This is a genomic window from Streptomyces sp. NPDC031225 (genome assembly GCF_055570355.1).
The window spans coordinates 446,822-470,316 of record NZ_JBVIHJ010000003.1 but is presented as its reverse complement, the minus strand read 5'-3'; the positions used below and the strand labels follow the sequence as shown (position 1 = coordinate 470,316).

Annotated in this window: 21 protein-coding genes and 1 pseudogene; 10 read left to right on the top strand and 12 right to left on the bottom strand. The window is 69.8% G+C overall.

Features of this window, described 5'->3' with window-relative positions:
* Positions 1-554 (bottom strand): annotated as a pseudogene (locus ACZ48Z_RS07555) (serine/threonine-protein phosphatase); the annotation flags it as partial.
* A gap of 104 nt (positions 555-658) precedes the next feature.
* Positions 659-1,633, bottom strand: coding sequence for an LLM class flavin-dependent oxidoreductase (locus tag ACZ48Z_RS07550; RefSeq protein ID WP_468734860.1), 975 nt, complete (start codon positions 1,631-1,633; stop codon positions 659-661).
* Positions 1,634-1,719: 86 nt separating this feature from the next.
* Here ACZ48Z_RS07550 and ACZ48Z_RS07545 point away from each other — a divergent pair, with 86 nt between their 5' ends.
* Positions 1,720-2,508: a helix-turn-helix domain-containing protein gene (locus tag ACZ48Z_RS07545; RefSeq protein WP_468734859.1), complete on the top strand. Its 789-nt coding sequence runs from the start codon at positions 1,720-1,722 to the stop codon at positions 2,506-2,508.
* 116 nt (positions 2,509-2,624) lie between these two features.
* On the opposite strand, the gene ACZ48Z_RS07540 is transcribed toward ACZ48Z_RS07545, so the two are convergent.
* The 6 genes from ACZ48Z_RS07540 to ACZ48Z_RS07515 all read right to left on the bottom strand — a co-directional run bounded on the left by ACZ48Z_RS07540 (position 2,625) and on the right by ACZ48Z_RS07515 (position 7,380).
* Positions 2,625-3,554: a hypothetical protein gene (locus tag ACZ48Z_RS07540; protein WP_468734858.1), complete on the bottom strand. Its 930-nt coding sequence runs from the start codon at positions 3,552-3,554 to the stop codon at positions 2,625-2,627.
* Positions 3,551-3,934 (bottom strand): hypothetical protein, encoded by a 384-nt coding sequence (locus ACZ48Z_RS07535; RefSeq protein WP_468734857.1) that lies wholly within the window; start codon positions 3,932-3,934, stop codon positions 3,551-3,553. The genes ACZ48Z_RS07540 and ACZ48Z_RS07535 overlap by 4 nt, the downstream gene beginning before the upstream one ends.
* A gap of 104 nt (positions 3,935-4,038) precedes the next feature.
* Positions 4,039-5,265 (bottom strand): macrolide family glycosyltransferase, encoded by a 1,227-nt coding sequence (locus ACZ48Z_RS07530; RefSeq protein WP_468734856.1) that lies wholly within the window; start codon positions 5,263-5,265, stop codon positions 4,039-4,041.
* Positions 5,262-6,197 (bottom strand): patatin-like phospholipase family protein, encoded by a 936-nt coding sequence (locus tag ACZ48Z_RS07525; RefSeq protein ID WP_468734855.1) that lies wholly within the window; start codon positions 6,195-6,197, stop codon positions 5,262-5,264. The genes ACZ48Z_RS07530 and ACZ48Z_RS07525 overlap by 4 nt, the downstream gene beginning before the upstream one ends.
* 124 nt (positions 6,198-6,321) lie before the next feature.
* The gene (locus ACZ48Z_RS07520; RefSeq protein ID WP_468734854.1) at positions 6,322-6,882 is read right to left on the bottom strand and encodes a DUF5134 domain-containing protein; all 561 of its coding nucleotides are present in this window, start codon (positions 6,880-6,882) and stop codon (positions 6,322-6,324) included.
* Between the two features lie 54 nt (positions 6,883-6,936).
* Complete coding sequence (locus ACZ48Z_RS07515) at positions 6,937-7,380, bottom strand: cupin domain-containing protein (protein WP_468734853.1); 444 nt, start codon at positions 7,378-7,380, stop codon at positions 6,937-6,939.
* Between the two features lie 212 nt (positions 7,381-7,592).
* Between ACZ48Z_RS07515 and ACZ48Z_RS07510 the strand changes: the two genes are divergently transcribed.
* The 7 genes from ACZ48Z_RS07510 to ACZ48Z_RS07480 all read left to right on the top strand — a co-directional run bounded on the left by ACZ48Z_RS07510 (position 7,593) and on the right by ACZ48Z_RS07480 (position 15,769).
* Positions 7,593-8,330 carry an SDR family oxidoreductase gene (locus ACZ48Z_RS07510; protein ID WP_468734852.1) on the top strand — a complete coding sequence of 246 codons (738 nt, stop codon included), beginning with the start codon at positions 7,593-7,595 and terminating at the stop codon, positions 8,328-8,330.
* A 55-nt stretch (positions 8,331-8,385) separates the two neighbouring features.
* On the top strand, positions 8,386-11,040 hold the full coding sequence (aceE, locus tag ACZ48Z_RS07505; protein ID WP_468734851.1) for a pyruvate dehydrogenase (acetyl-transferring), homodimeric type: 2,655 nt from the start codon (positions 8,386-8,388) through the stop codon (positions 11,038-11,040).
* Complete coding sequence (locus tag ACZ48Z_RS07500) at positions 11,037-11,804, top strand: methyltransferase (protein ID WP_468734850.1); 768 nt, start codon at positions 11,037-11,039, stop codon at positions 11,802-11,804. Before aceE ends, ACZ48Z_RS07500 begins: the two co-directional genes overlap by 4 nt.
* A gap of 80 nt (positions 11,805-11,884) precedes the next feature.
* On the top strand, positions 11,885-12,853 hold the full coding sequence (locus ACZ48Z_RS07495; protein ID WP_468734849.1) for an RNA polymerase sigma-70 factor: 969 nt from the start codon (positions 11,885-11,887) through the stop codon (positions 12,851-12,853).
* A gap of 106 nt (positions 12,854-12,959) precedes the next feature.
* Positions 12,960-14,660 (top strand): FAD-dependent oxidoreductase, encoded by a 1,701-nt coding sequence (locus tag ACZ48Z_RS07490; RefSeq protein WP_468734875.1) that lies wholly within the window; start codon positions 12,960-12,962, stop codon positions 14,658-14,660.
* Between the two features lie 74 nt (positions 14,661-14,734).
* Positions 14,735-15,481, top strand: coding sequence for an SDR family oxidoreductase (locus tag ACZ48Z_RS07485; protein WP_468734848.1), 747 nt, complete (start codon positions 14,735-14,737; stop codon positions 15,479-15,481).
* Between the two features lie 114 nt (positions 15,482-15,595).
* Complete coding sequence (locus tag ACZ48Z_RS07480; RefSeq protein WP_468734847.1) at positions 15,596-15,769, top strand: hypothetical protein; 174 nt, start codon at positions 15,596-15,598, stop codon at positions 15,767-15,769.
* 73 nt (positions 15,770-15,842) lie between these two features.
* On the opposite strand, the gene ACZ48Z_RS07475 is transcribed toward ACZ48Z_RS07480, so the two are convergent.
* Positions 15,843-16,511, bottom strand: coding sequence for a sigma-70 family RNA polymerase sigma factor (locus tag ACZ48Z_RS07475; protein WP_468734846.1), 669 nt, complete (start codon positions 16,509-16,511; stop codon positions 15,843-15,845).
* A gap of 313 nt (positions 16,512-16,824) precedes the next feature.
* Between ACZ48Z_RS07475 and ACZ48Z_RS07470 the strand changes: the two genes are divergently transcribed.
* The gene (locus ACZ48Z_RS07470) at positions 16,825-19,596 is read left to right on the top strand and encodes a helix-turn-helix transcriptional regulator (protein ID WP_468734845.1); all 2,772 of its coding nucleotides are present in this window, start codon (positions 16,825-16,827) and stop codon (positions 19,594-19,596) included.
* Here ACZ48Z_RS07470 and qcrB read toward each other — a convergent pair.
* Both qcrB and ACZ48Z_RS07460 read right to left on the bottom strand, forming a co-directional pair.
* Positions 19,593-21,158 (bottom strand): cytochrome bc1 complex cytochrome b subunit, encoded by a 1,566-nt coding sequence (gene qcrB / locus ACZ48Z_RS07465; protein ID WP_468734844.1) that lies wholly within the window; start codon positions 21,156-21,158, stop codon positions 19,593-19,595. The two genes, ACZ48Z_RS07470 and qcrB, sit on opposite strands and share 4 nt — an antisense overlap.
* A complete protein-coding gene (locus tag ACZ48Z_RS07460; RefSeq protein WP_468734843.1) occupies positions 21,155-21,472 on the bottom strand; it encodes a WhiB family transcriptional regulator in 318 nt (105 codons plus the stop codon). Before ACZ48Z_RS07460 ends, qcrB begins: the two co-directional genes overlap by 4 nt.
* A gap of 272 nt (positions 21,473-21,744) precedes the next feature.
* On the opposite strand from ACZ48Z_RS07460, the gene ACZ48Z_RS07455 reads away from it, so the two are divergent.
* The gene (locus tag ACZ48Z_RS07455; RefSeq protein ID WP_468734842.1) at positions 21,745-22,401 is read left to right on the top strand and encodes a sigma-70 family RNA polymerase sigma factor family protein; all 657 of its coding nucleotides are present in this window, start codon (positions 21,745-21,747) and stop codon (positions 22,399-22,401) included.
* Here the strand turns inward: ACZ48Z_RS07455 and ACZ48Z_RS07450 are convergent.
* Entirely contained in the window at positions 22,394-23,317 is a 924-nt protein-coding gene (locus tag ACZ48Z_RS07450; RefSeq protein WP_468734841.1) for a sigma-70 family RNA polymerase sigma factor, read from the bottom strand. The genes ACZ48Z_RS07455 and ACZ48Z_RS07450 overlap by 8 nt on opposite strands.
* Between the last annotated feature and the right edge of the window lie 178 nt (positions 23,318-23,495).

Here is a 23,495-nt window from a genome sequence, read left to right as displayed (position 1 = left end):
CCTGCGGCCAGGGTGAACTGGGTGGCCTCGCAGCATGGTGAGGAGGGCAGCAGCTGGTGCTGGATCTCGGCGGCCAGGCTGGTCTTGGTGGTGCGTCGGCCCAGGTGGTAGAGGTCGGTGAAGCGTCCGTCGGTGACGATGATGTAGGCCAGCGCGTGGGCCGCTTGCTGCACCTGGCGCAGCACGGTGTCGTCGGCGGACTGCAAGGTCACTTCCAGGACGCCCAGGCAGTCGCCGCGGTTGGTGACCGGGGTGATGACCCTCCGGCCGCCCTGGCCGTCGGGTTCCACATGCTGGCGCTGGCTGCGCAGGACCTGTTCGTGGATGCTGCCCTCCAGGTCGACCGGCCCGCCGTCGCCGTCGCCGTCGGTGGTGTCGCCGATCGCGGTCAGCCGTACCAGGCGGCGGCCGATGAGGTCGACGAAGAGGAAGGACACCCGTTCCGCGCCGAAGCGCTTGTGCAGGTCGCGTGCCACCACGTCGACGGACTCACCGGGCGGGGCCGCTTCCGCGGCGGCCAGCAACTCGCCCAGTTCAAGATCTCCACCCTCCACAGCAACCTCCTGTCGGCTGCCGCATCTTCTTCCCCGGATCTCCCCACCCTCACCTGATACGACCGTCCTGCCTGGTCAGAGGCGGGTCACCGACCGGAATCCGTTCATGAGCCCTCCGATGCGGCGATGTGATCCGGTGCCTTCAGGACAGCGGGGATCAGGTCCGCGAGCCGCTCGAGTTGGTGATGCTGGGAGCGCAGGTCCAGGGCGCCGAGCCGAACGACGATGTGCCGGACGCCCACGGCGACGTACTGCTCCAGGCGCCGGAGCACTTGGTCGGCTGTGCCGGTGACGACGGCCTGGGTCCGCTCCAGTTCCTCCAACGGCATGCCATAGGTGGCCTGTGCGTAGGCCTCCAGTGCTCGACGGCCGCTCTCGATGTCGTCGTCGATCCGTACGGAAACGAACAGTGCGGGGGTGACGTCCTGGGCTGCGCGCCCGGCTTCGGCCGCCGCTCGGCGGACATTGCGAAGGCCGGACGCGTAGTCGGCGGGGTCCGGCGGGTAGGGCAGCCAACCGTCGTACTTCCGGCCGGTGCGGGCCTGCGCTGCCGGGGTCGCGCCGCCGAGCCAGATGGGAGGGCCGCCGACTCGGGACGGCCTGGTCGTGGGCGGAATGGCGTCGAAGCGAAGGATCTCGCCGTGGAAGGAGTCGGCGCCGTCCCACAGCGCCCGCCACAGATCCACGGTCTCGTCCAGGCGGGCGAAGCGTTTTTCCCAGGGCAGCTCGGACAGCGCGTACAGCGGCCGCCCGAAGCGGCCGGGGAAACCGGCGCCGACCGTCACGATGAGCCGGCCACCGGACAGCAGGTCGATCGACCCGAGTGACTGTGCGGCCTGGATCGGCCGACGCAGGAACGGCATCAGTGCAGCCGTACCCAGCGTCACGGTCTCGGTCACCGGGGCGAGCGCGGCCAGCATCGTGAGTGCCTCGATGCGGGGGCTGAGCAGGGAGTCGTTGACGAAGAGCGAGCAGAAGCCGAGGCGTTCGGCCCGGCGGCCGAAGGCGATCAGCTCGCGAGGGTCGTCGGCCGCGCCCCACAGGGCGGTTCCGGTCGGAAGCAGTACACCGATGTCCATGTCGGTGATGGTCACGGGCGGTGCGGGTGGCGACAATTCCCCGCGGGGAATGGCCCGGGACCCACCCGCGCCGTTACAACAGGCCCGTGGACTTCCCTCATGTGCTTCGCGAACGTCGTACCCGCCGACATCTCAGTCAGCTCGACCTGGCACTCCGGGCGGGCACCACGCAGCGCCATCTCAGCTTCATCGAATCGGGCAGGTCCGTCCCCGGCCGGAACATGGTCGTACGTCTGGCCGAGTCACTGGAACTGCCGCTGCGGGAGCGCAACGAACTGCTGCTCGCCGCGGGGTATGCGCCCGCCTACCCCGAGAGCACGCTCGACGATCCGGTTCTGGCTCCCGCGCGCACGGCGATCGAGCACATCCTCCGTGGGCATCTGCCCTATCCGGCGCTGGTGGTGGACCACGGCGGTGACCTGATCGCCGCGAACACCGCATTCGACCTGATCACGGAGGGGGCAGCCTCCGAGCTGGTCGGTCCCGGCACGAACATCTACCGTCTCGCGCTGCATCCCGACGGCTTGGCTCCCCGCATCCGCAACCTCGCCGAATGGTCCCGCCACATTCTGGCCCGCCTCGGGCACCTGGAAAAGCTGCGCGCCGAGCTCACGGGGTACGTTCCCCACCTGGATCCGTCCGCCGGGCTGCTCGGTTTCGCCGTTCCGCTCCGCCTGCAGTCCTCGTACGGTGAGCTGCGCCTGATGACGACCGTGACCACCTTCGCCACGGCCGTCGACGTCACCCTTGCCGAGCTGAAGCTGGAGGCGTTCCTGCCGGCCGACGCGGCGACGGCCGAGGCACTCCTGGCAGCGGCCGGGCCGGGCGGCTTTGCCGCTGCGGATCAGGGCCCCTCATCGGTGCGTTCGTCGTAACGGCGGCGCACGGCCGCGACCTGCTTCACGTTGGCCACATGTGGCCAAGACCGTCCCGGCCGACGGCACGCCGCAACACAGATTCCGGCGGATCGTCCGCAGCGAGGTATGTGGTGTCACGGACGGCGAGTGAGGGTGGATTCGTGGTGGGCGCGGATGAGCGCGATCACCGTGTCGGCGGTGCGGTCGAGGTGGCTGCGGCCGTCGGGCAGTTGAGCCGTGGGACTGATGTAGCTCTGCGGACCGAAGTGAGTGGCCGGGTCGAGCCGGTGCACGGTGACCTTCCCCGCGCGAACGGCCTGATTCCATCCGCTACGAGGCAGGAGCCGCCAGCGCTGAGGGAAGATCCAGGCGCCGATCTGCTCGATCCGGTCGTTCGCGCTGGTGAGTTGGTGCAGGTGCTCGGCATGGGTGAGGTCGTTGGCTCCGTTGTGGAACCCACCGAGCGTGATCAGCAGGAGCGGGCAGCGCAGTTGGGTGTGCAGTTCGTCGGCCGCGCCCGTGGCGACCTGGGCGCCGCCGCTGTAGCTGAGCAGCACCACCGGCGTACCGCTGCCGGGCCGGTAGCCGGCGAGCCGGAGCTGGGTGGCGATCTGGGAGCCGACGGCCCGGTTGTACAGGGGCCGGTAGCGATGGTCGGCTGCCACAAAGGTCTGCACGACGTTGTGCAGGAACAGCAGCAGCCCGAAGTGGCGGCGCAGCCACGCCCACACCGGCCGGTCGGCGAGTGGGTCTGCCAGCGGTGAATAGGGCTGCACCTGTCCCAGGACCCGCAGCTCCGGCGCTCCGGCGATCAGGGCCTCGACGAGTTGGCCGCCGTCCCGGCTGTCCCGTACGCGGCGTTTGCCGATTCCGTCGAGGTAGACCAGGTAGGCGCCCGGGGGACTGTCGGCGGCCGCACCCCGGGCGTAGGGAACACCTGCCGGGAGCTCGGTTCCAGGGACCCGCCAGCCGGCGCCGTACGCCAGCACCTCATAGCGGGCCAACAGCGCTTCGGCCAGCAGAGCGGGCCCGACCAGGCAGGCCCAGAGCAAGAACCCGTTCATGCCGTCGACTCCTGTGCTCGGGTCGCGCTGATCCTCACGACGAGCCGCCGGACGGTCTCCACCGCGAGACCGAGCCCGGCCCCGGCGACGGCCACGCAACCGGCGGCGCTCCACCAGCCCAGCCCGCTGGCCGCGGCGAGCGGACCGACCAGACCTGCCCCGACCCCGACGAAGAGCAGGAAGTGGAGCAGAGGTCCGAGCAACGGGAACGCGAGGACGGCGGCGAGCAGCAGCGGGGCGGCCATGCCCGGTGTCCACACCAGGCCCGTGCCCGGCGCGGGAGGGGACGGCACCAACTCGGTCATGGTCCACGCGGTCAGCGGCCACAGTGCGAACACCGCCCCCTCGACCAGGCCCGCGGGCAGCAGCAACCCGGCCACGAGACTCCTCGACATACCAGGCCGACGCGCTACGAGCGGCAGGATGCGCCCAGCGGCCTCCGACAGCCCGGCGAACAGCAACAGGACAACCACGGTGGGGGACATCACTCGGCCTCGCTGTGTCGCACCGACGCAGACGGCTGACCGCTCGGGTCGGTCGCGTGCAGATACCGTTCGAGTTCGTCGGCGGCGCGCTCGTATCCCCCCGCCTCACGCTGGGCGGTCCGCAGGGTTCGTGCCGCTGCCCGGAACCGGGGGTCGTCGAGCAGTCGCTGGGCGAGGACACGCACCGAGCCCCGCGCGACGTCCTGGGTACGGATCGACAGGCCGGCGCCGAGCTCGACGACGCGCCGGGCCACCATCGGCTGGTCGGCACCCTGGGGGACCACCAGCAGCGGAACCCCGGCGTACATGGCCTCGTTGACGCTGTTCATCCCGCCGTGGGTGACGAACAGCGCCGCACGGGCCAGCACCTCCGGCTGGGGCACGAAGCGGCGGGCGAGCACGTTGGCCGGCAGCGGCCCCAGAGCCTCGGGGGCGGTCTGCCCGGTGGAGAGGATCACTGTGCCGCCCAGCGGGGCGAGCCCGGTGGCGAGGCTGCGCAGCAACTGGGGGTCGGCGTTGAACACCGTGCCCAGCGAGGCGAACAGCACCGGGTCCCGCAGCCGGTCGGCCGGGAACGAAGGGTCGGGCGGCCGGGCGCCGATGCTCGGTCCGACGAACCGGTAGGACTCGTCGAAGCTCTCGACGGCAGGCTGGAACGCCCGTGAGGTGTAGACCAGGTTGAGCGGCTGGCGGATGTTCGCCAGGTCGAGCAGGGGCAACCCGCGTGCGTCGAAGCGGCGGTGCAGCGCCCAGCGGGACCGCAAGTAGCCCCGGACACTGCGAGGTTGAGCCGTCGCCGCGGTCAGCAGGTCCCAGGAGCCCCGGGTAGGGCTCGGGACATGCCGGTCGAGGGCGAAGGTGGTGAACGAGGAGGCTGCCGGCACCCCGAGTTCGCGGGCGGCCACCGCACCCCACAGACAGGCGCTGTCGTGGACGATCAGGTCGGGCCGGTCGCGGCGCAGGTCGGTGAGTACCGGGGGCAGCAACTGGACGGCGGTGCTCGCGAGGGACTCCATCCAGCTGACCGGCGTAGGCGGATCGGGGAGCGGCTGGTCGCCCCCGGGGTACAAGTGGACGGTCGCCCCGGCCGCCTCGATCTCCTCACGGAACGCGGGCGACGTGTGGTAGCTGACGGCGTGGCCGCGCCGGACGAGTTCGGCGACGACCGGAAGCGTCGGATTGATGTGTCCGTGCATGCCGATGCTGAGGAACGCGATGGTGCTCACAGGCCGGCCTCCGCAGTGGAAGAAATGGATGTCTCGCCCCGGATTCCCGAAGGCGCCGAGGCGTCGTCGACCCGGTACAGCCCCGGGCCGTTGATGTGCAGCCCGTCCAGAAAGCGCTCCGCCGTGAGGCAGGTTGTGCTGATCAGCCTCTGGGTCTGGCCGAAGTCCCACGGTGCGGGCCAGGCTTCGACGCCGGTCGGCAGTACGACGGTCGGGATGTGCCGGGAGACCTCGTGCAGATCGCGCTCGATCTGATGGTGAAACAGCAGCACCCCGGCCCTGGCGGCGATCGCTCCGGCACGTCGGCGCACAACGGTGGGGCGCAACGGCGAGCTCTCCGGCCCGGTCGCCACCACGACCACGCTGGCCGCCCCGGCCTGCAGGGCCGCCAGTACCGGGACATAGGCGATCAGGCCGCCGTCGACGAGCGTCCGGCCCGCGCGGACCACCGGGGGCAGCATCCCGGGGATGGCCGCGCTGGCCAGCAGCGCGGACTGGAGGTCTCCCCGGTCGAGCAGTACCGGAGCACCGGTGACGAGGTCGGTGGCCACCGCGATGAATGGGACCGGCAACTCCTCGATCCGCGAGGGCAGCCCGGCCCTGGCGATCAGTCGGCGCAGGCCGCGGTCGGTGAAGACGCTGGTCCGTGAGGTCAGGTAGCCGAGCGGATACACGTCACGGCGCCGCAGTTGGGTCCACACGTGGTCCAGCCACGGTGCGGCCCTGCGGGGGTGGGCGGCCGCGATGGCCCCGTTGAGGGCACCCACCGAGGTTCCGATGATCATGTCCGGGACGAATCCGTGGCGTTCCAGCGCGTACCCGGCTCCGATGTGCGCCGCTCCGAGCACGCCACCGGCGCCCACCACCACGGCCACGGGACGCGGAAGGCTGCCCAGACCTGCCGCTGTGGGGTTTCCCGGGTTTCCCCTCATGATCCACCTTTTTCGCCATGGACACGGAATCGGACTGGTTCTCCCACTGGGACCGGGCTGCCACACGATGTGTGACACCGTTGGGCTCCGGCTTCGGGACAACATGGTTGCCCGGTGCCACATGTCAGTGGTGCATGAGCAGCATGAGGGCCGTGCCCATGGCCGTCGATCCCTGCCAGAAGCGGTCGTAGGGCCCGCCGAGGTCCGTGGGGACGGCCACGCTGCCCGGAGCCCCACGCAGCGTGGGCATGTCCTGGGTCAACGACCGGAGAGCGTAGGCCAGCAGACAGAGCGTCAGCACAGCGGTGACCAGGTCGCCGGTCTGTGCGTCCGTGACGTCGCCGTGCCGCACCGGCATCCATGCCATGGCGGCCATGCCGACCGCGTGTGGCGACCTGCGCACGAGGTCGGCCGATCCGGGGCCACGCGGGCCGCGAACCGCGGTCAGCGGGAACCACAGGGCCCCGACGGCGAAGAAGAAGGCCGTCCGCCCCGGCACCGGCCCTTCGCTCATGCCGTGCCACGGCATCACCGTCATGGCCGCCGCCATGACGGTGTGCAAGAGACCGTCGCCTCGGCCGCGCCATCCGGCGCCTCGTGTCAGCACGGCCTGTCGCAGCGAGTGAACGGCCGCGGCCGCGAACAGTGCTGTCAGCATGCCGTGCACGACATCACTGGCGCTCATGCCTCACCACGCCCTCCCACGGAGCGGACGAGTCCCTGCGCAACCGTCCGGCGGTCAGCCGGTGGGCCGTGGGGCGCGGAGATGGGCCCGCCGGGCCAGTTCCTCCTCCTCGACGAGTTCGAGCATGGGCTTGCCCGGTGCGCACAGCATCGTCACGACGAACCGGGTGCGCGCGTCGGGCAGCGCGTTGCCGTCCTGGTAGTGGATCGGGTCGCCGCCCGGCTCCCAGAACGTCCCGCCCGCCTCGATCACGCGCTCGGGCTCGCCTTCCATCTCGAAACGGACGGCGCCCTCCAGGACGTAGCCGAACGCCGGTCCCGAGTGGCGGTGCGGCGGGGATCCCGGGTCGCCCGGCTCCCACTCGACGCAGATGGTCATCGCCGAAGCGCCCTCCGGGACGGTGAGCGGAGCGGTGTCCTGCAGCATCTTCGCCGCCGTCTTCCATCCCTCCGGCCGGGTCTGTACTCCGGTCCCCTGCGCTGAGTCCTTGTCCGACATGTGTCGGCCTCCCTCGGGTCTGCACCCGGTCATGGCTGCCATGACCGTCTCCAGTGATGACCGGGCTCCGGGTGAATCTGTGACACTCACGGCCACATCAGTGTCACAACATTGGTGCGAGTCCTGTCCTAGCTGGTGTGGGGGACCGACATCACCGTCACCTCACGAAGCGATCAGCGGGGTCACCGACCCCTCGACGGAAGGGGCCCGGAATGCGAGTCGTCGTAGCAGGAGCCAGCGGTCTGATCGGTTCCAGGACGGTCGCGAGGCTTCGGGACCACGGTGTGGAGGTCGTGCGCCTGTCACGCGGTGAGGGCGTCGACGTCACGACCGGGAAGGGACTCGACGAGGCCATGCGTGGCGCCGATGTGGTCGTGGACGTCACCGACACGCCCTCGCGCGGGGAGCTGGAGAGCCTGGAGTTCTTCGGCACGGCGACCCACAACCTGCTGGAGGCCGCGGCGAGGGCGGGCGCCGAACATCACGTGATCCTGTCCATAGTGGGGGCCGAGCATCTGCGAGCGGGCTACTTCCGCGCGAAGGCGCTGCAGGAGGAGCAGGTGCGGCGCTCGCCCATGCCCTACTCCATCGTGCGTGCCACACCGTTCTTCGAGTCGGTGGAGTACATGTCGCGCGCGGCGACGTACGGCGACGTCGTCCATGTCGCGCCCGTCCTGATCCGTCCCGTGTCGACGGACGACGTCGCCGCCGCGGTCGCCCATGTCGCCGTGGGAGTACCGCTGTTCGGTGTTCTGGAGGTCGCGGGCCCCGAGGAGCACCGCCTCGACGACCTCACCGCGAAGCTTCTGGCCGCGCGCGGCTACCTGCGGGCCGTGGTCTCCGACGCCCACACCCCGTTCTTCGGGGCGATGCTCGGGCAGCGGGCGCTGCTGCCCGGGGCGGACGCCCACCTGGGGCACGAGACCTTCTCCGAGTGGCTCGCGCGGTGATGACCCCGTCGGCACCCCACCGACTTCCCGCACAACGCCCCGACAGGAAACAGTCATGAGTGAGCTCGACCAACTACCCGACCAGGACAGCGAGGAGACCGCCGAATGGCAGGCGTCGCTCGACGCCGTGGTCCGGAACGCGGGCCCGGAACGGGCCGGCTACCTGCTCCGACGAGTGCACGAGTTCGCGGCCCGGTCCGGTGTGTCCCTGCCGGGGCTCCTGACCTCCGACTACATCAACACGATCCCGGCATCGGAGCAGCCGGCCTTTCCAGGTGACGTCGCCATGGAGTCCAGGATCACCGCCCTGAACCGGTGGAACGCGGCGGCGATGGTGACCCGCGGCTCCCGTTTCGGGCTCGGCGGCCACATATCCACCTACGCGTCGGCGGCCTGGCTGTACGAGATCGGGTTCCACCACTTCTTCCAGGGCAAGGACGGGGAGGGTTCGGGCGACCAGCTGTACTTCCAGGGGCATGCCTCACCGGGCATCTACGCCCGGGTGTTCCTCGAAGGGCGCCTGAGCGAGGCGCAGTTGGACGGTTTCCGGCGGGAGGCGGACGGCCATGGACTGCCCTCCTACCCGCACCCCCGACGGCTGCCGTGGCTGTGGGAGTTCCCGACCGTGTCCATGGGCCTCGGCCCGCTCGCCGCCGTCTACCAGGCCCGGTTCAACCGGTATCTGCACGCCCGGGGCATCAAGGACACCTCCGCGTCGCGCGTCTGGGCCTTCCTCGGGGACGGCGAGACGGACGAGCCGGAAGCGACGGCCGCGTTGGCGCTCGCCGCCCGTGAGCGTCTCGACAACCTCACCTTCGTCGTCAACTGCAACCTGCAGCGCCTGGACGGGCCCGTGCGGTCGAACTCCAAGATCGTGCAGGAACTGGAGGCCCGGTTCCGGGGTGCGGGCTGGAACGTGGTCAAGTCCCTCTGGGGCGAGGCCTGGGACCCGGTTCTGGGGCAGGACACCACCGGCGCCCTGGTCCGGCGCCTCGGCGAGGTCCCCGACGCCCAGCTGCAGACGTATGCCGCCCGGGACGCCACGTACATCCGCGAACACTTCTTCACAGGCGACGCGCTCTCCGCTCTCGCCGCCGGGCTGGGCGACACCCTGCTGACCGAGTTGTTCCGGAACTCCCGGGGCGGGCACGAACCGCTCAAGGTCTACGCCGCCTACCGGGCCGCCGTCGAGCACCGGGGCACGCCGACGGTCGTCCTCGCCCAGACGGTGAAGGGCCACTCGCTCGGCTCGGCCTTCGAGTCGCGCAACGCCAATCACCAGATGAAGAAACTGACGATGGCGCAGTTCCGCGAGATGCGTGACCTGCTCGAACTCCCCATCCCCGACAGTGCGTTGAGTGGCGATCTGGTGCCGTACTGGCATCCGGGCGAGAACTCGGAGGAGGTGCGGTACCTGCGTGAGCGGCGGGCGGCGCTGGGCGGCCCGGCCCCGGTGCGCAGGGTCGTCCCGAAACTCCTGAAGCAGCCGCCGGCCCGCCCCTTCGAGCCCCTGGAGAAGGGCTTCGGCCTTCAGGAGGTGGCGACCACCATGGCTCTGATCCGCCTGGTCAAGGATCTGATGCGCGACCAGGAGACGGGACCGCGCTGGGTGCCGATCATCCCGGACGAGGCCCGCACCTTCGGCATGGAGTCCCTGTTCCCGACGGCCGGGATCTACTCGGCGGACGGCCAGACCTATGAACCGGTGGACGCGGACCAGCTGCTCTACTACCGGGAGGCCAGGAACGGCCAGTTGATCGACGAAGGCATCACCGAAGCCGGTTCCATGGCCGAGTTCACCGCCGCCGCGACCTCGTACGCCACCCACGGCGAACCCATGATCCCGTTCTACATCTTCTACGCCATGTTCGGTTTCCAGCGCACCGGCGACCAGTTCTGGGCGCTCGCCGACCAGTTGGGGCGCGGCTTCGTCATCGGGGCCACGGCGGGCCGTACGACCATGACGGGGGAGGGACTCCAACACGCCGACGGACACTCCCACTTGCTGGCCTCCACGAACCCCGCCGCCGTGTCCTACGATCCGGCGTTCGCGTACGAGATCGCGGTGATCGTGCGCGACGGGCTGCGCCGCATGTACGGCGACCGGCCCGAGGACGTCTTCTACTACCTGACGGTCTACAACGAACCCAAGGAGCAGCCGGCGATGCCCGCCGGGCCCGGCGTCGAGGAAGGCATCCTGCGGGGCATCTACCTGTTCCGGCAGGCGGCCGAGCCCGCCGGTGCGGAACCGCGGATCCAGCTGCTGGCCTCCGGTACGGCCATCCACTGGGCGCTGACCGCCCAGGAGTTGCTGCTGTCGCAGTGGGGCGTCCACGCCGACGTCTGGTCGGTGACCTCCTGGACGGAACTGCGTCGCGACGCGCTGGACGCCGACCGGGCGATGCTGCGGGGCGAGAAACAAGTCCCGTATGTGACGGCGGCGCTCGGGGACGCGCCCGGACCGGTGCTGGCGGTCAGCGACTGGATGCGTCAGGTACCCGACCAGATCAGCCAGTGGGTCGGTCACGACTACTCGTCGCTGGGCACGGACGGTTTCGGGCTGTCGGACACCCGGGACGCCGTGAGGCGCTACTTCCGCGTGGACGCCGAGTCGATCGTCGTCGCCGCCCTGGACCGGCTGGCACGCGTCGGCGCCGTCAGCTCGGAGGCGGTCGGGCAGGCCCGCGAGTGGTACGGATGGCGCGGGTGACCGTCGTGAACGCGCCGTCGGTCGATTCGCCCGGGCGGCAGCATCAGGACGCGTATGCGATCAGTGCGGAGTTCTACGACGTCCTGCAGGGGGAGCGGGACGAGGTTCGGGTCCGCTCGCTCTACCGTGACGACGTCCGCAGGGCCCGGGTCGGTGTGCTGGACGTGGGCGCGGGCACCGGGCGGGTCACGCTGATGAGCCTCCTGGAGTCGCGCGTTCCCGTGCACGCGGTGGAGCCGGCCCGCTCCATGCGCACCCCGCTGATGACACGTCTGGCGTCCCTGGGCGCGGAGTTCACGACCCGGGTGACCGTGCACCCGCAGGCGCTCGACGAGACGGGGCTGCACGGGGTCGCCGACGTCGCCGTTTGCCACAACACCGTCGCCTGTCTGCATCCGACGTCGCGCCGGGCGCTGTGGCCGGCTGTCGCCGAGGCACTCGTGCCCTCGGGGGTGCTGCTCGTCCAGCTGCCACCGGCCCGTCTGCCGCGTCACAGGACCACCCATGCGCTGCCGACCCGGACGGTCGGCCGGCACGAGTACGGGGGCCGCATGGTGACGTGGGCCGACGAGGACCGGATCCGGGCGCGGTTCGACTACTGGGTGCGCGGTGACGGACGTGTGCTGCGCCGGCACGACGAGACGTTCTGGATGTGGCCCGCCTCCCGTGCGGAGCTGATCGCGGAACTGGAGGAGGAGGGTTTCCTCGCGCTGCCCGAACGGCCGGACGCGTCCGTACTGGCCGTACGACTGGCCCGACCATGACGTGCTCCGCCCGGTCGTGACCAGCCTGCGTACCATGGGCGAGCGCTTGCGCGAACGGGTCGGAACTGAAGGCGGCACGCATGGGTATGAGGGACGGCACGGACTCCCTCGACGGCACGGACCCCCTCGACGGCTCCGGCTCCCATGACGGCACGGACTTCCTCATCGGTACGGACTCCCTCGACGAGGCGACGAAGGTGTTCATGGCGGTGCGGCCCCGGCTCTTCGGCATCGCCTACCGCGTGCTCGGCAGCACCGCGGAGGCCGAGGACGTCCTCCAGGAGGCGTGGCTGCGCTGGCAGCACACCGACCGTGGCGCGGTCCGTGAGCCGAAGGCGTTCCTGGCCACCGTCACCGCCCGCCTGGCGATCAACCTGGCCCAGTCCGCCAGGGTGCGGCGCGAGTCGTACACCGGCCCCTGGCTGCCGGAACCGATCGACACGCGCGCCGATCCGCAGTTGGGCGCCGAACGGGCCGAGGCGCTCGACCTGGCGGTGCTCTTCCTCCTGGAGAGACTGAACCCCGTGGAACGCGCCGCCTATGTGCTGCGGGAAGCCTTCGACTACCCCTACCGGCAGATCGCGGACATGCTGGAGACCAGCGAGACCAACACACGCCAGCTGGTGAGCCGCGCGCGCAAACGCATCTCCTCGGAGCGCCGCAAGCCCGTCGACGCCACCGAGCACCGACGGCTGATGGAGGTGTTCCTCACCGCGGCACAGACCGGCGATCTGGCTGTGCTGGAGGACATCCTCACCGAGGACGTCATCAGCTACACCGACGGGAACGGGCTGCGCGGCGCGTCCCGGATTCCGGTCGCCGGCCCGGTGCACGTCTCCAGGTACCTCGCCGCCTTCGGCCCGCGCTTCTGGCCGCACAAGGAGATCGAGTGGGTCGAGGCCAACGGCGGACCGGCCGCCCTCGTCTCGGACGGCGGGACGGCCGTGGTCCTGCTGACCCTCGACATCTCGGAACGCGGCATCGAGCGGGCCATGTGGGTCATGAACCCGGAGAAACTGGCACGTTACGTGGCATCGCTGGGTGACTGAAGCCGCGGCAGGGGTGTCACAGATCGCCGGACTGCCCGGTCGTACTGGGTGAAGACCCCAGCGATCGGAGTGGACCGTGGCTGTCACCGAACAACGTCTTGCCACCATGGTGCTGGTGATCGGCACCGGCGGTGCAGGTCTGCGCGCGGCGATCGAACTGGCCGAGGCCGGCATCGATGTCCTCGCCGTCGGCAAGCGTCCCAAGGAGGACGCCCATACGGCACTGGCGGCCGGCGGCATCAACGCCGCGCTGGCCACCATGGACCCGGAGGACAGCTGGCAGCAGCATGCCGCCGACACCCTGAAGGAGAGCTACCTCCTCGCCGACCCGCGCACCGTGGAGATCGTCACCCAGGGCGCCGCCCGGGGCATCGACGACCTGGAGCGCTACGGCATGGCCTTCGCCCGGGAGGAGGACGGCCGGATCTCGCAGCGCTTCTTCGGCGCGCACAAGTTCCGGCGGACCGCCTTCGCCGGTGACTACACCGGCCTGGAGATCCAGCGCACGCTGATCAGGCGTGCCGAACAGCTCGACATCCCGGTACTGGAGGGGGTGTACATCACCCGGCTGCTGGTGCACGAGGGCGCAGTGTTCGGCGCCTACGGCTTCGACCTCACCAGCGGCAGGCGCTACTTGATCCACGCCGACGCCGTCGTCCTGGCCGCCGGTGGCCACACCCGCATCTGGCGGCGCACCTCCTCACGGCGCGACGAGAACACGGGTGACTCCTTCCGCCTCGCCGTGGAGGCCGGGGCCAGGCTGCGGGACGCCGAGCTGGTGCAGTTCCACCCGTCCGGCATCATCGAGCCGGAGAACGCGGCCGGCACCCTGGTCAGCGAGGCCGCGCGGGGCGAGGGCGGCATCCTGCGCAACGCGCTCGGCGAACGCTTCATGGCCCGCTACGACCCCGAGCGCATGGAGCTGTCCACCCGCGACCGCGTGGCCCTGGCCGCCTACACGGAGATCAAAGAGGGCCGCGGCACGCCCAAGGGCGGTGTCTGGCTCGACGTCTCGCACCTGCCCCGGCGGACGATCATGACGCGGCTGCCCCGCGTCTACCAGACCTTGCTGGACCTGCAGATGCTGGACATCACCCGCGAGCCGATCGAGATCGCGCCCACCGCGCACTACTCGATGGGCGGGGTGTGGGTGCGCCCGGAGGACCACAGCACGGACGTGCGCGGCCTGTACGCCATCGGTGAGGCGTCGAGCGGGCTGCACGGCGCCAACCGTCTCGGCGGGAACAGCCTCATCGAGCTGCTGGTGTTCGGCCGCCTCACCGGACAGGCCGCCGCCGCGTACGCACAGTCCCTGGAGGCGCAGCCGCGGTCGGCGTCGGCGATCTCGGAGGCCCGCGCGGAGATCGACGGACTTCTCGCCGCCGACGGGCCGGAGAACGTGCGTGCCCTGCAACGCGCCATCCGCAACACCATGACCGAGCACGCGGGTGTCGTACGCGACGAGGACGGCCTGCGTGCGGGGCTGACGGAACTCGCGGTGATCGAGAAGCGGATGCAGGACGTCGGCATCCACCCGGACATCGCCGGCTACCAGGATCTCGCGCACGCCTTCGACCTCAGGTCCGCCGCACTCGCGGCCCGGGCCACCCTCGAATCGGCACTGGAGCGCCGCGAGACCCGTGGCTGTCACAACCGCAGCGATTATCCCGGCCTGGATTCCGCTCTGCAGGTGAATCTCGTCTGGTCCCCGACGGCGGGCGTCACCCGCGAAAACATTCCTGCTGTCCCCGACGAGATTTCCCGCCTCATGGAGGACGTCTCGACCGCGGGAAAACTCGTCGAATAGAAGGTGTCACAAACAGATCGGGTGCCTGGTCTCTACTGGTACAGGCATCAGGAAAACCCGAAAGGAATTCCGTCATGAAGGTCGTAGTGATCGGTGGAACCGGGCTCATCGGCTCGAAGGTGGTCGCCGGGCTCGGCGCGCACGGGCACGAGGCGGTCGCGGCGTCGCCCAACACCGGCGTCAACACGCTGACGGGGGAGGGACTGGCCGAGGTCCTGCAGGGCGCGCAGGTCGTGGTCGACGTGTCGAACTCGCCCTCGTTCGAGGACGAGGCCGTCATGGAGTTCTTCCGCACCTCGACGACCAACCTGCTGAAGGCAGAGACCGAGGCCGGCGTGGCGCATCACGTGGCGCTGTCAGTGGTGGGCACCGACCGCCTCCAGGGCAGCGGGTACTTCCGCGCCAAGCAGGTCCAGGAAGACCTGATCAAGGCGTCCGGCAACCCCTACTCCATCGTCCACGCCACCCAGTTCTTCGAGTTCGCGAAGGGACTCGCCGACGGGGTCACCGAGGGTGACACCGTGCGTCTGCCCGACGCCAGGATCCAGCCCATCGTCTCCGACGACGTGGCCAAGGCCGTCGCCCGCACGGCGGTCGGCGCACCGGTCGGCGGCGTGGTGGAGGTCGGCGGCCCCGAGGTGTTCCAGCTGGAGGAGTTCATCCGCATGGGGCTGACCGCCCTGAACGACCCGCGCAAGATCGTCACGGACCCGCAGGCGACGTACTGGGGCGCCCCGCTGGAGGACGACACCCTCCTGCCCGGTTCGGACGCCCACCGAGCCGAGACCAAGTTCGCCGACTGGCTCGCACAGCAGAAGTGATTCCTACGGGTGGCCCTCACCGAAAGGAGAGGGCCACCCGTGCCGTGTGACAACGGGCCTATCCCATTCCAGCAGGGAAACGGCTCGCACTCCTCGTGAATTCATGGAGACACGATGTCCCTAATCGATGAGGACCGCGTCGACCTCACAGCCACTTTCGTAGCGCTGACCGCCGAAGCCGCCGAGCTCCGTACCCGGGTCAAGCAACTGCGCCAGGAACTCGCGGACCTCGGCGAGCGCATGAACGTCGTCTCGACGGCGCTGAACCGGCATGCCGCCTGCCGCTGATCTCCCCCGGAGACCTCACCGTCGACGAGATTCCGATCCGCCCGCCGCAAGACCCTGACACCTGCCGCGGCCGTCACCGCCGACCAGCCGCATCGGTGGACAGCTCCCTCTCCAGGTGCCCGAGATCGCCGGTCCGGGCAGCCGAGAGGAACGCCTGAACGAGACGCCGGTGCGCGACGGAGTCGACCGGTTGCCTGAGGCGGTCCCCGGTGAGACGCCGCTGGGCGCGGGCGACCTGCTGCCTCGTGTTGACGACACTGAGGCGCAGGATCTCGGCGATCCGGTCGTACGGGTAGCCGAACCCCTCCCTCAGGACGTACGCGGCACGTTGTCTCGGAGTCAGGGTCTCCAGCAGCAGCAGAACCGCTCGCTCCATGGCGTCCTGACGCTCGGCCACCGCTTCGGGGCCCGCGTGGTGGTCCAACGGCTCCGGGAACGAGGGGTCGGCACAGGACTCCCGGCGCTTCCAGGCGGACTGGACGACGTTGATGGCCAGCCGGACGGTGGTCGTCCTGAGCAGTGCCGACGGGTTGGTGACAGCCGTGCGGTCGGCGCCCTGCCACCGTAGCCACGTCTCCTGGATGACGTCCTCCGCGTCGTGCGCGTTCCCGACGATCTGCCGGGCGAGGCTGAGCAGCCCGGGCCTGGCCCGCACGAACACCCAGGTCGCGTCGTCCAGCGCGATGACGGACGTGCCCGTCGTCTCCCGGCTGTGCCGGGTCTCGGTCAGATGTGTGTCCACGTCCGGCTCCTCTGCTCCATGGGTCAGCAGCTCGAAGGGCAGCCGGCACCAATGTCGCGCCCGAGGGCGGCCCGCCGCGCCCTTGGAAGGCCGTAGGGGACTGCGTGGTCGTGCCGTGGCGGGTCCGTGGCCATCTGTCCGGGGCGTCGTTGCGGAGGGCACTGGATCAGCGGCGTTCACTTGAAGTCGAAAGTTTTCGGCTTTCGCAGCCGTTTACGATGGGCGCGGCTCGCCTCGGCCGCACCACGGCTGCAGTGATCCGCCAATGCACCGGCCGACGCACCGCCGGGAGGATCTGACGTGGGAGACTGCCATGACGAGCCGCGGTTCCGGAGTCGGACTCCTTGACAGGCAGGACGAGCGGCGGGCCCTCGATGACCTGCTGGCGGGCGCCAGGGACGGACGCAGCGGAGTCCTGGTCCTTCGAGGCGAGGCGGGGATCGGGAAGACCGAGCTGCTGAAGTACCTGCGGGAGCGCGCCACCGGATTCCGTACCGTCAGCGCTGTCGGCGTGCAGTCCGAGATGGAGCTCTCCTACGCCGGCCTGCACCAGCTCTGCGCGCCACTGCTCTCAGGACTCGACAACCTGCCGGAGCCTCAACGCGACGCTTTGCGCACGGCGTTCGGGCTGCACGGTGGGGCAGCACCCGACCGGTTCCTGGTGGGTCTGGCCACGCTGAGCCTCCTCTCGGAGGCCGGCGCGAGCGAGCCTCTGGTCTGTGTCATCGACGACGCGCAGTGGCTGGACCGGGTCTCGGCACAGACCCTGGAGTTCGTCGCCCGCAGACTGCTCGCGGAATCGGTCGTGCTCGCCGTCGCCGTACGCGAGCCGACCACCGGTGAGATGTTCACCGGCCTTCCCGAACTGCCCGTGACCGGGCTGTTCGAGGACGACTCCCGAAAACTCCTCGCCTCGGTCGTCACCGGACCGCTCGACCGCAGAGTGCGTGACCGCATCGTCGCGGAGACGCGCGGCAATCCACTCGCCCTGCTCGAACTACCGCACGCGCTCACCGCGTTGGACCCGGTCGGCGAATCCGGGCGCCCCGGCGCGGGGCCCGTGTCCAACCGCCTGGAGCAGGACTTCCTCCGCCGGGTCCAGGCGCTGCCCGCCGAGACGCAACGCCTGCTGTTCGTCGCCGCCGCCGAGCCCGTCGGCGATGTGACGCTGCTCAGGCGTGCGGCCGAGAGACTGGGAATCGACGTGGACGCGGCCGTGGCGGACGCCGAGGCGTCGGGCTTCATCACCCTCGGTGCCTGGGCGCGCTTCCGTCACCCGCTGGTGCGTTCGGCGGCCTATCGCGCGGCAGGCCCGGACGAGCTGCGCGAGGTGCACAGAGCTCTGGCGGACGTGACCGACGCCCAGCTCGATCCGGACCGCCGGGCGTGGCATATGGCGCGTGCGACGGTGAGACCCGACGAGGCGGTGGCCGCCGAGCTGGAGCGTTCGGCGGAGCGTGCGCAGGCACGTGGCGGAGTCGCCGCGGCGGCGGCCTTCCTCGACCGGGCCGCCCAGCTGACGCCCGACCCCACGCGCCGTGGAGCCAGGGCACTGGCGGCTGCACACGCCAAATACCAGGCCGGCGCGTTCGACGCCGCGCGGGAACTGGCGGGCGCGGCCGAGCTCGGCCCCCTCGACGAGCTCGGAGCCGCACGGTCGACCCTGCTGCGCGGTCGGATCATGACCGCCTCCAACAGCGCCGGCGCCGGCCTGCCGCTGCTGCTCGAAGCGGCCAGACGACTGGAGCCGCTCGATGCCGGACTCGCCCGTGAGACGTACCGGGACGCGATCTACGCGGCCCTCACCGCAGGCCGGCTGCCACAGGGCGAGGGGATCCTCGAAGTGGCCCAGGCCATTCTCGCGACGCCCAGGCCCGCCGAGCCGACACGCGACGATCTCCTTCTGGACGGCCAGGCGTTGCTGACCACCGAGGGTTACGCCGCGGGGACGCCGATGCTCCTCCGGGCTCTGGCCGCGTTCCGCGCAGAAGGGATCCCGCCCAGAGAAGGGCTCGGTTGGCTCCCTCTCGCATGCCGCCTGGCCCACAGCACCTGGGACTTCGAGAGCTGGTCCGTGCTCTCGGCTCGGCTGGTCGACCTCGCACGTGAGACGGGAGCCCTGTCGGTGCTGCCGTCGGCGCTTCTGCTCCGTCTGTCGAACCGGGTCTTCGCCGGTGACCTCGCCGGAGCCGGCTCTCTGGTCGCGGAGGCGACGGCGATCGGGGAGGCGACCGGCAGCAGTTTCTTCGCCCACTACAGCGCGCTGGTCGTCGAGCCCTGGAAGGGCAGGGAGACCGAGACCCGGCAGGCGATCGCAGCGGTCACCCAGGATCTCCTCCTGCGTGGGGAAGGCAAGGTGGAGACAGCCACACAGTGGGCTGCGGCGGTGCTCTACAACGGCCTCGGCAGGTACGCGGAGGCGTATACGGCCGCTGTGCGGGCTTGCGAGAACCCGCGGGAACTCGGTCTCTCCCTCCAGTCCACGGTCGAGCTGATCGAGGCTGCCGTACGACTGGGCAGACCCATGGACGCGGCTTCGGCGGTGCGCAGAATCGTCGACATGGCGCAGGCCGGCGGTACCGAGTGGGCTCTTGGCACCGCTGCCGGCGTCCGTGCTCAGGTGAGTGAGGGGCAGGTCGCCGATGCTCTGTACCGGGAGGCGATCGAGCGGCTCGGTGTCACAGGCGTGCGGATGGACCTCGCTCGGACCCACCTGCGGTACGGGGAATGGCTGCGCCGCGAGAACCGCCGAGCCGACGCCCGCGTCCAACTGGCCATCGCTCACGACATGCTCGGTCACATCGGAGCGGGGGCCTTCGCCGAGCGGGCGCGCCGCGAACTCCAGGCGACGGGAGCGAGGGTCCGCAAGCATCCCACCGCGGCGCATGCGGCCCTCACCCCTCAGGAGGAGCAGATCGCCCGCCTGGTCCGGGACGGTCTCACGAATTCCGAGATCGGCGCCCAGTTGTTCATCAGCCCCCACACGGTGGAATGGCATCTGCGCAAGGTGTTCTCGAAGCTCGGCATCACCTCCCGCAAGGAGATCCGCACGATACGGCTCGCAGGCGAGGCGGCATCGGCCTAGGCACGGTCGTCGGCGCGACTCTTGTGCAGCGCCCGGTATTCCTGAGCGGTCGGTTTGATGATCTGTGTGCCTTCTCCGTAGAGGATCTCGCTGATCCGGGAACGCAGTCGCTGTGAAAGGCGGACACCGGGACCGATCGGCCTGTACTGCTCGTGCTGGGTGAGGGCGTGGAGTTGTTCCTGGCGCAGGGGCTCGTGCATCTCGACGAATTCCCCGTCGGGCATGCGTGTGATGATGCCGGTCTCACGTCCGTGCAGCACTTTGTCGCGGTCGCCGCGTTGCAGGCCGAGTGCCATTCGTTTGGTCAGCACATAGGCCGCGACAGGCACCACGAGGAGTCCGATGCGGACCGCCCACGTCACGGACTCGACCGGAACATGGAAACGGATCGCGATGATGTCGTTCCCGGCGCCGATCAGGGAAACCAGATAGAAACTGAGCCATGCGACACCGAGTGCCGTTCGCACGGGCCGGTTGCGTGGCCGGTCCAGCAGGTGGTGCTCGCGGGTGTCACCGGTCGCCCAGGACTCGATGAACGGATACGCGCCAAGGGCGAGGAAGAGGCCGACACCCACGGTCAGCGGAATCAGGTTGTCGAGCGCCAGGGTATGACCCCAGAAGTCGACTTCCCAGCCCGGCATCACCCGGAGCAGGCCGTCCGCCACGCCCATGTACCAGTCGGGCTGCGACCCGGCGGAAACCTGGTCGGCACGGTAAGGCCCGTACTGCCAGACGGGGTTGATCTGTGCGACCGCGGCCATGACGAAGACGGCACCGCTCACCAGCAGGAAGTACCCGCAGGACTTGACGACGCGTACCTTGGCCGGCACGCCCACGACATTGCCGTCGGTACGTCCACGCCCGGGGTACTGGGTGTGCCTGTGGTGGAGCATCAGGGCCAGATGGGCGGTCAGCAGTCCGACCATGAGGCCGGGGATGATCAGCACATGGATGGTGTTGAAGCGGGCCACCAGCTCGGTGCCGGGGAACTCGCCTCCGAACAGGAACATCGACAGGTACGTCCCGACGATCGGAACGGACAGGATCGTTCCGTTCACCACGGCGAGGCCGGTACCGGAGAGCAGGTCGTCCGGTAGGTCGTATCCCGTCAGCCCGCCGAACATGGCGAGGACCAACAGCAGGAAGCCGATCAGCCAGGTGAGTTCGCGCGGTTTGCGGAAGGCGCCCGTGAAGAACACCCGCATCATGTGGGCGAATATGGCGGCGACGAACACCAACGCCGCCCAGTGATGGGCCTGCCGGATCAGCAGACCGCCGCGGACGTCGAAGGATATGTGCATGGTCGAGTCGAAGGCCTCCGACACCATCTGACCGCGCAGCGGTGCGTAACTCCCGTTGTACTGCACCTCCTTCATCGACGGATGGAAGTAGAAGGTCAGATACACGCCCGTGACGACGAGAACGACGAAACTGTAGAGGCAGATTTCCCCCAGCAGGAAGGACCAGTGGTCCGGGAACGCCCGTCGTGCTCTTCCTCCGACCGGTCGCCGGAAACCCACGCGTCCGTCAGCCCATTCGGCGACTCTTTCCCCCTTGTTCATCGCGTTGCCACCCGGGTCTTGATTCCTCGCATCGCTCGGCGTTCCATTTCCGTCGTTCCGCCCCAGATGCCGTCCACGAGGCCCACGCGAACAGCCCAGTCGAGGCATTGTTCGGCGACGGGACAACCGCCGCAGACGGCCTTCGCCTCGTCGATCTGCCGAAGGGTGGGACCACAGTTGGATACGGGGAAGAAGAGCTCGGGATCCACGCGCAGACACGCTGCCCGTTCACGCCATTCCACGGCATGGTCACCTCGTTCGGCAGTCAGGGAAAACGTGCGGTCTTGTCCTGTAAGACCGGGCAGCCGCCGCATGTGTGACACGCGGCCGCGACGAGCCCGTGTCACACCATCCGGCGGTTCCCGGTCTAACGGAGTGAGCCGACGCCCCTGCCGCGTGCGGGGCAGTGCGAGCGAGAGCGAGGATGCCCAGTGGACCGGAGCGATGCGGTGCCGATCGACGAGCTGTGGGAGGAACGCCGGTTCCTGCTCGATGTCGCCCACTGGATGCTGGGCGACCCGGGCGCGGGCTCTCCGACGCGGCACGTCGGCAGGTCACCGTCCCACGGTCCTGGCTGGCCAAGGCCGTGGGCGGGATCTGCCTGGACCGCCTCGCACGGCCCGGCCGCGACACGGCCGGCCACGAGGAAGGGCACGGGGCACAGCCGTCGGCGGTGGAGGAGGAGGCCGGTCGGGTCGTACTGAACGCGCTGGAGTCGCTGTCGACCGCAGAGCGCGCCGCGTTCGTGTTCCGTGCCTTCGGGATGGCCCCGGCCACGGCCGCCGGCATCGTTGGCCGTACGGAGCCGGAACTCGCCGAACTCGCCGCACGGGCCAGGCAGTGGCTGTGTCTGCGCCGCACCCGTTCCACGACACCGCAGCAGCATGACTCCGTCGCCCACGCCGTGCGCCGGGCATGCGTCACCGAGGACGCGGAACTGCTCACGTCGCTGCTGTGCTCGGACGCGACGGCGTTCTTCGACGGGGGCGGCAAGGTGCGGGCGCTGACCGGGCCGGTCCACGGCTGTCGGCCGGTCGCAGCCAGCCTCCTGAGGCTCCTGGCCCGAAGCCCGCACACCACCCTGACCACCCATTCCGTCAACGGCCGGACCGGCCTCGTCGCCCGCTACGACCGCCAGGTCGCCGCCGTCATCAGCCTCGACGTCTCGGACGACCGTGTGGCCCAGGTCTGGGTCATGCTCAACCCCGACAAACTCCGGTCCTGGAACCACCGCCCTACGTGAGACCAGGGGTGACCGCGACGCGGGAACGGGAATCGAGGAAGGCGGCGATCTTGCTCGGCGTGAACACCCACAGCACCTGGTGAACGCCGTCCTTCGAGGCGGCCGCGGTCATGAAGGCGACCGTGCGGCTGTCCCGCCGGACCAGCACGCCCGTAGCCCCGTTGGCGTCGACCAGCTCGGGCACCGCCTCCCGCCACAACGGCCGATAGGTCGCGAGCCGGGCCACCCGGGCGCGGCCCCGCACCGGCACCCGGGCACAGCCCCGCATGCCGTTGCCGTCGGAGAGGCTGACGACATCGGGCGCGAGCAGGGCTTCCAGTGATGCCACGTCTCCTGTTCTGGCCGCTGAGACGAAGGCGCTGAGGAGACGCCGGTGCTCAGCCGCGTCCACGGTTTCCCGCCGCTCGTCCAGCAGGTGCCGACGAGCACGGCTGACGATCTTCCGCACATTGACGAGGCTGACTTCGAGCATGTCGGCGATCTCGGTGTAGGCGTAGTCGAACGCCTCGCGCAGTACATAGGCGGCCCGCTCGACAGGAGTCAGTTTCTCCAGCACCAGCAGCAGGGCCAACTCCACCGTCTCCACGTGCTCGGCACCGATCGCGGGGTCCGCGCCGGTGTCGACGGGTTCCGGCAGCCACGGTCCGATGTACGTCTCCCGACGCAGGCGTGCCGACTGAGCGACGTTGATGGCGAGGCGGGTCGTGGCGCTCGACAGGAAAGCCGCGGGACTCAGCACCACCGAGCGGTCGGTCTTCTGCCAGCGCAGCCATACCTCCTGGACCACGTCCTCGGCCTCGACCGTGCTGCCGAGCATGCGATAGGCGATCCCGAAGAGACGCCTGCGGTGGTGCATGAAGACGGCGACAGCGTCCTCGAGGTCGTCGGGTGAGGTGGGGAACGGTTCGACGTACATGATCCATTGGCCTCCGTTGCTACGGTTCATCCGCTGCATGGACCGTGACCGACCGACGCTTGTGACAGAAATGGACGATGTGTTTTCACGGACCTGCGAAATGCCACTGTTCGAGACACTGAGATGCTCTGTCTGACACGCGAAGACTGCATATGATGTCGACAAGGGTTGAGGAGGG

Bases quoted from the DNA above. Each gene is read 5' to 3' on its own strand.
- ACZ48Z_RS07550 (WP_468734860.1), bottom strand. From the start codon at position 1,633: ATGGACATCGGTGTACTGCTTCCGACCGGAACCGCCCTGTGGGGCGCG.
- ACZ48Z_RS07540 (WP_468734858.1), bottom strand. From the start codon at position 3,554: ATGAACGGGTTCTTGCTCTGGGCCTGCCTGGTCGGGCCCGCTCTGCTG.
- ACZ48Z_RS07525 (WP_468734855.1), bottom strand. From the start codon at position 6,197: ATGAGGGGAAACCCGGGAAACCCCACAGCGGCAGGTCTGGGCAGCCTT.
- ACZ48Z_RS07520 (WP_468734854.1), bottom strand. From the start codon at position 6,882: ATGAGCGCCAGTGATGTCGTGCACGGCATGCTGACAGCACTGTTCGCG.
- ACZ48Z_RS07515 (WP_468734853.1), bottom strand. From the start codon at position 7,380: ATGTCGGACAAGGACTCAGCGCAGGGGACCGGAGTACAGACCCGGCCG.
- ACZ48Z_RS07510 (WP_468734852.1), top strand. From the start codon at position 7,593: ATGCGAGTCGTCGTAGCAGGAGCCAGCGGTCTGATCGGTTCCAGGACG.
- aceE (WP_468734851.1), top strand. From the start codon at position 8,386: ATGAGTGAGCTCGACCAACTACCCGACCAGGACAGCGAGGAGACCGCC.
- ACZ48Z_RS07495 (WP_468734849.1), top strand. From the start codon at position 11,885: ATGGGTATGAGGGACGGCACGGACTCCCTCGACGGCACGGACCCCCTC.
- ACZ48Z_RS07490 (WP_468734875.1), top strand. From the start codon at position 12,960: ATGGTGCTGGTGATCGGCACCGGCGGTGCAGGTCTGCGCGCGGCGATC.
- ACZ48Z_RS07485 (WP_468734848.1), top strand. From the start codon at position 14,735: ATGAAGGTCGTAGTGATCGGTGGAACCGGGCTCATCGGCTCGAAGGTG.
- ACZ48Z_RS07480 (WP_468734847.1), top strand. From the start codon at position 15,596: ATGTCCCTAATCGATGAGGACCGCGTCGACCTCACAGCCACTTTCGTA.
- ACZ48Z_RS07470 (WP_468734845.1), top strand. From the start codon at position 16,825: ATGACGAGCCGCGGTTCCGGAGTCGGACTCCTTGACAGGCAGGACGAG.
- qcrB (WP_468734844.1), bottom strand. From the start codon at position 21,158: ATGAACAAGGGGGAAAGAGTCGCCGAATGGGCTGACGGACGCGTGGGT.
- ACZ48Z_RS07460 (WP_468734843.1), bottom strand. From the start codon at position 21,472: ATGCGGCGGCTGCCCGGTCTTACAGGACAAGACCGCACGTTTTCCCTG.
- ACZ48Z_RS07450 (WP_468734841.1), bottom strand. From the start codon at position 23,317: ATGTACGTCGAACCGTTCCCCACCTCACCCGACGACCTCGAGGACGCT.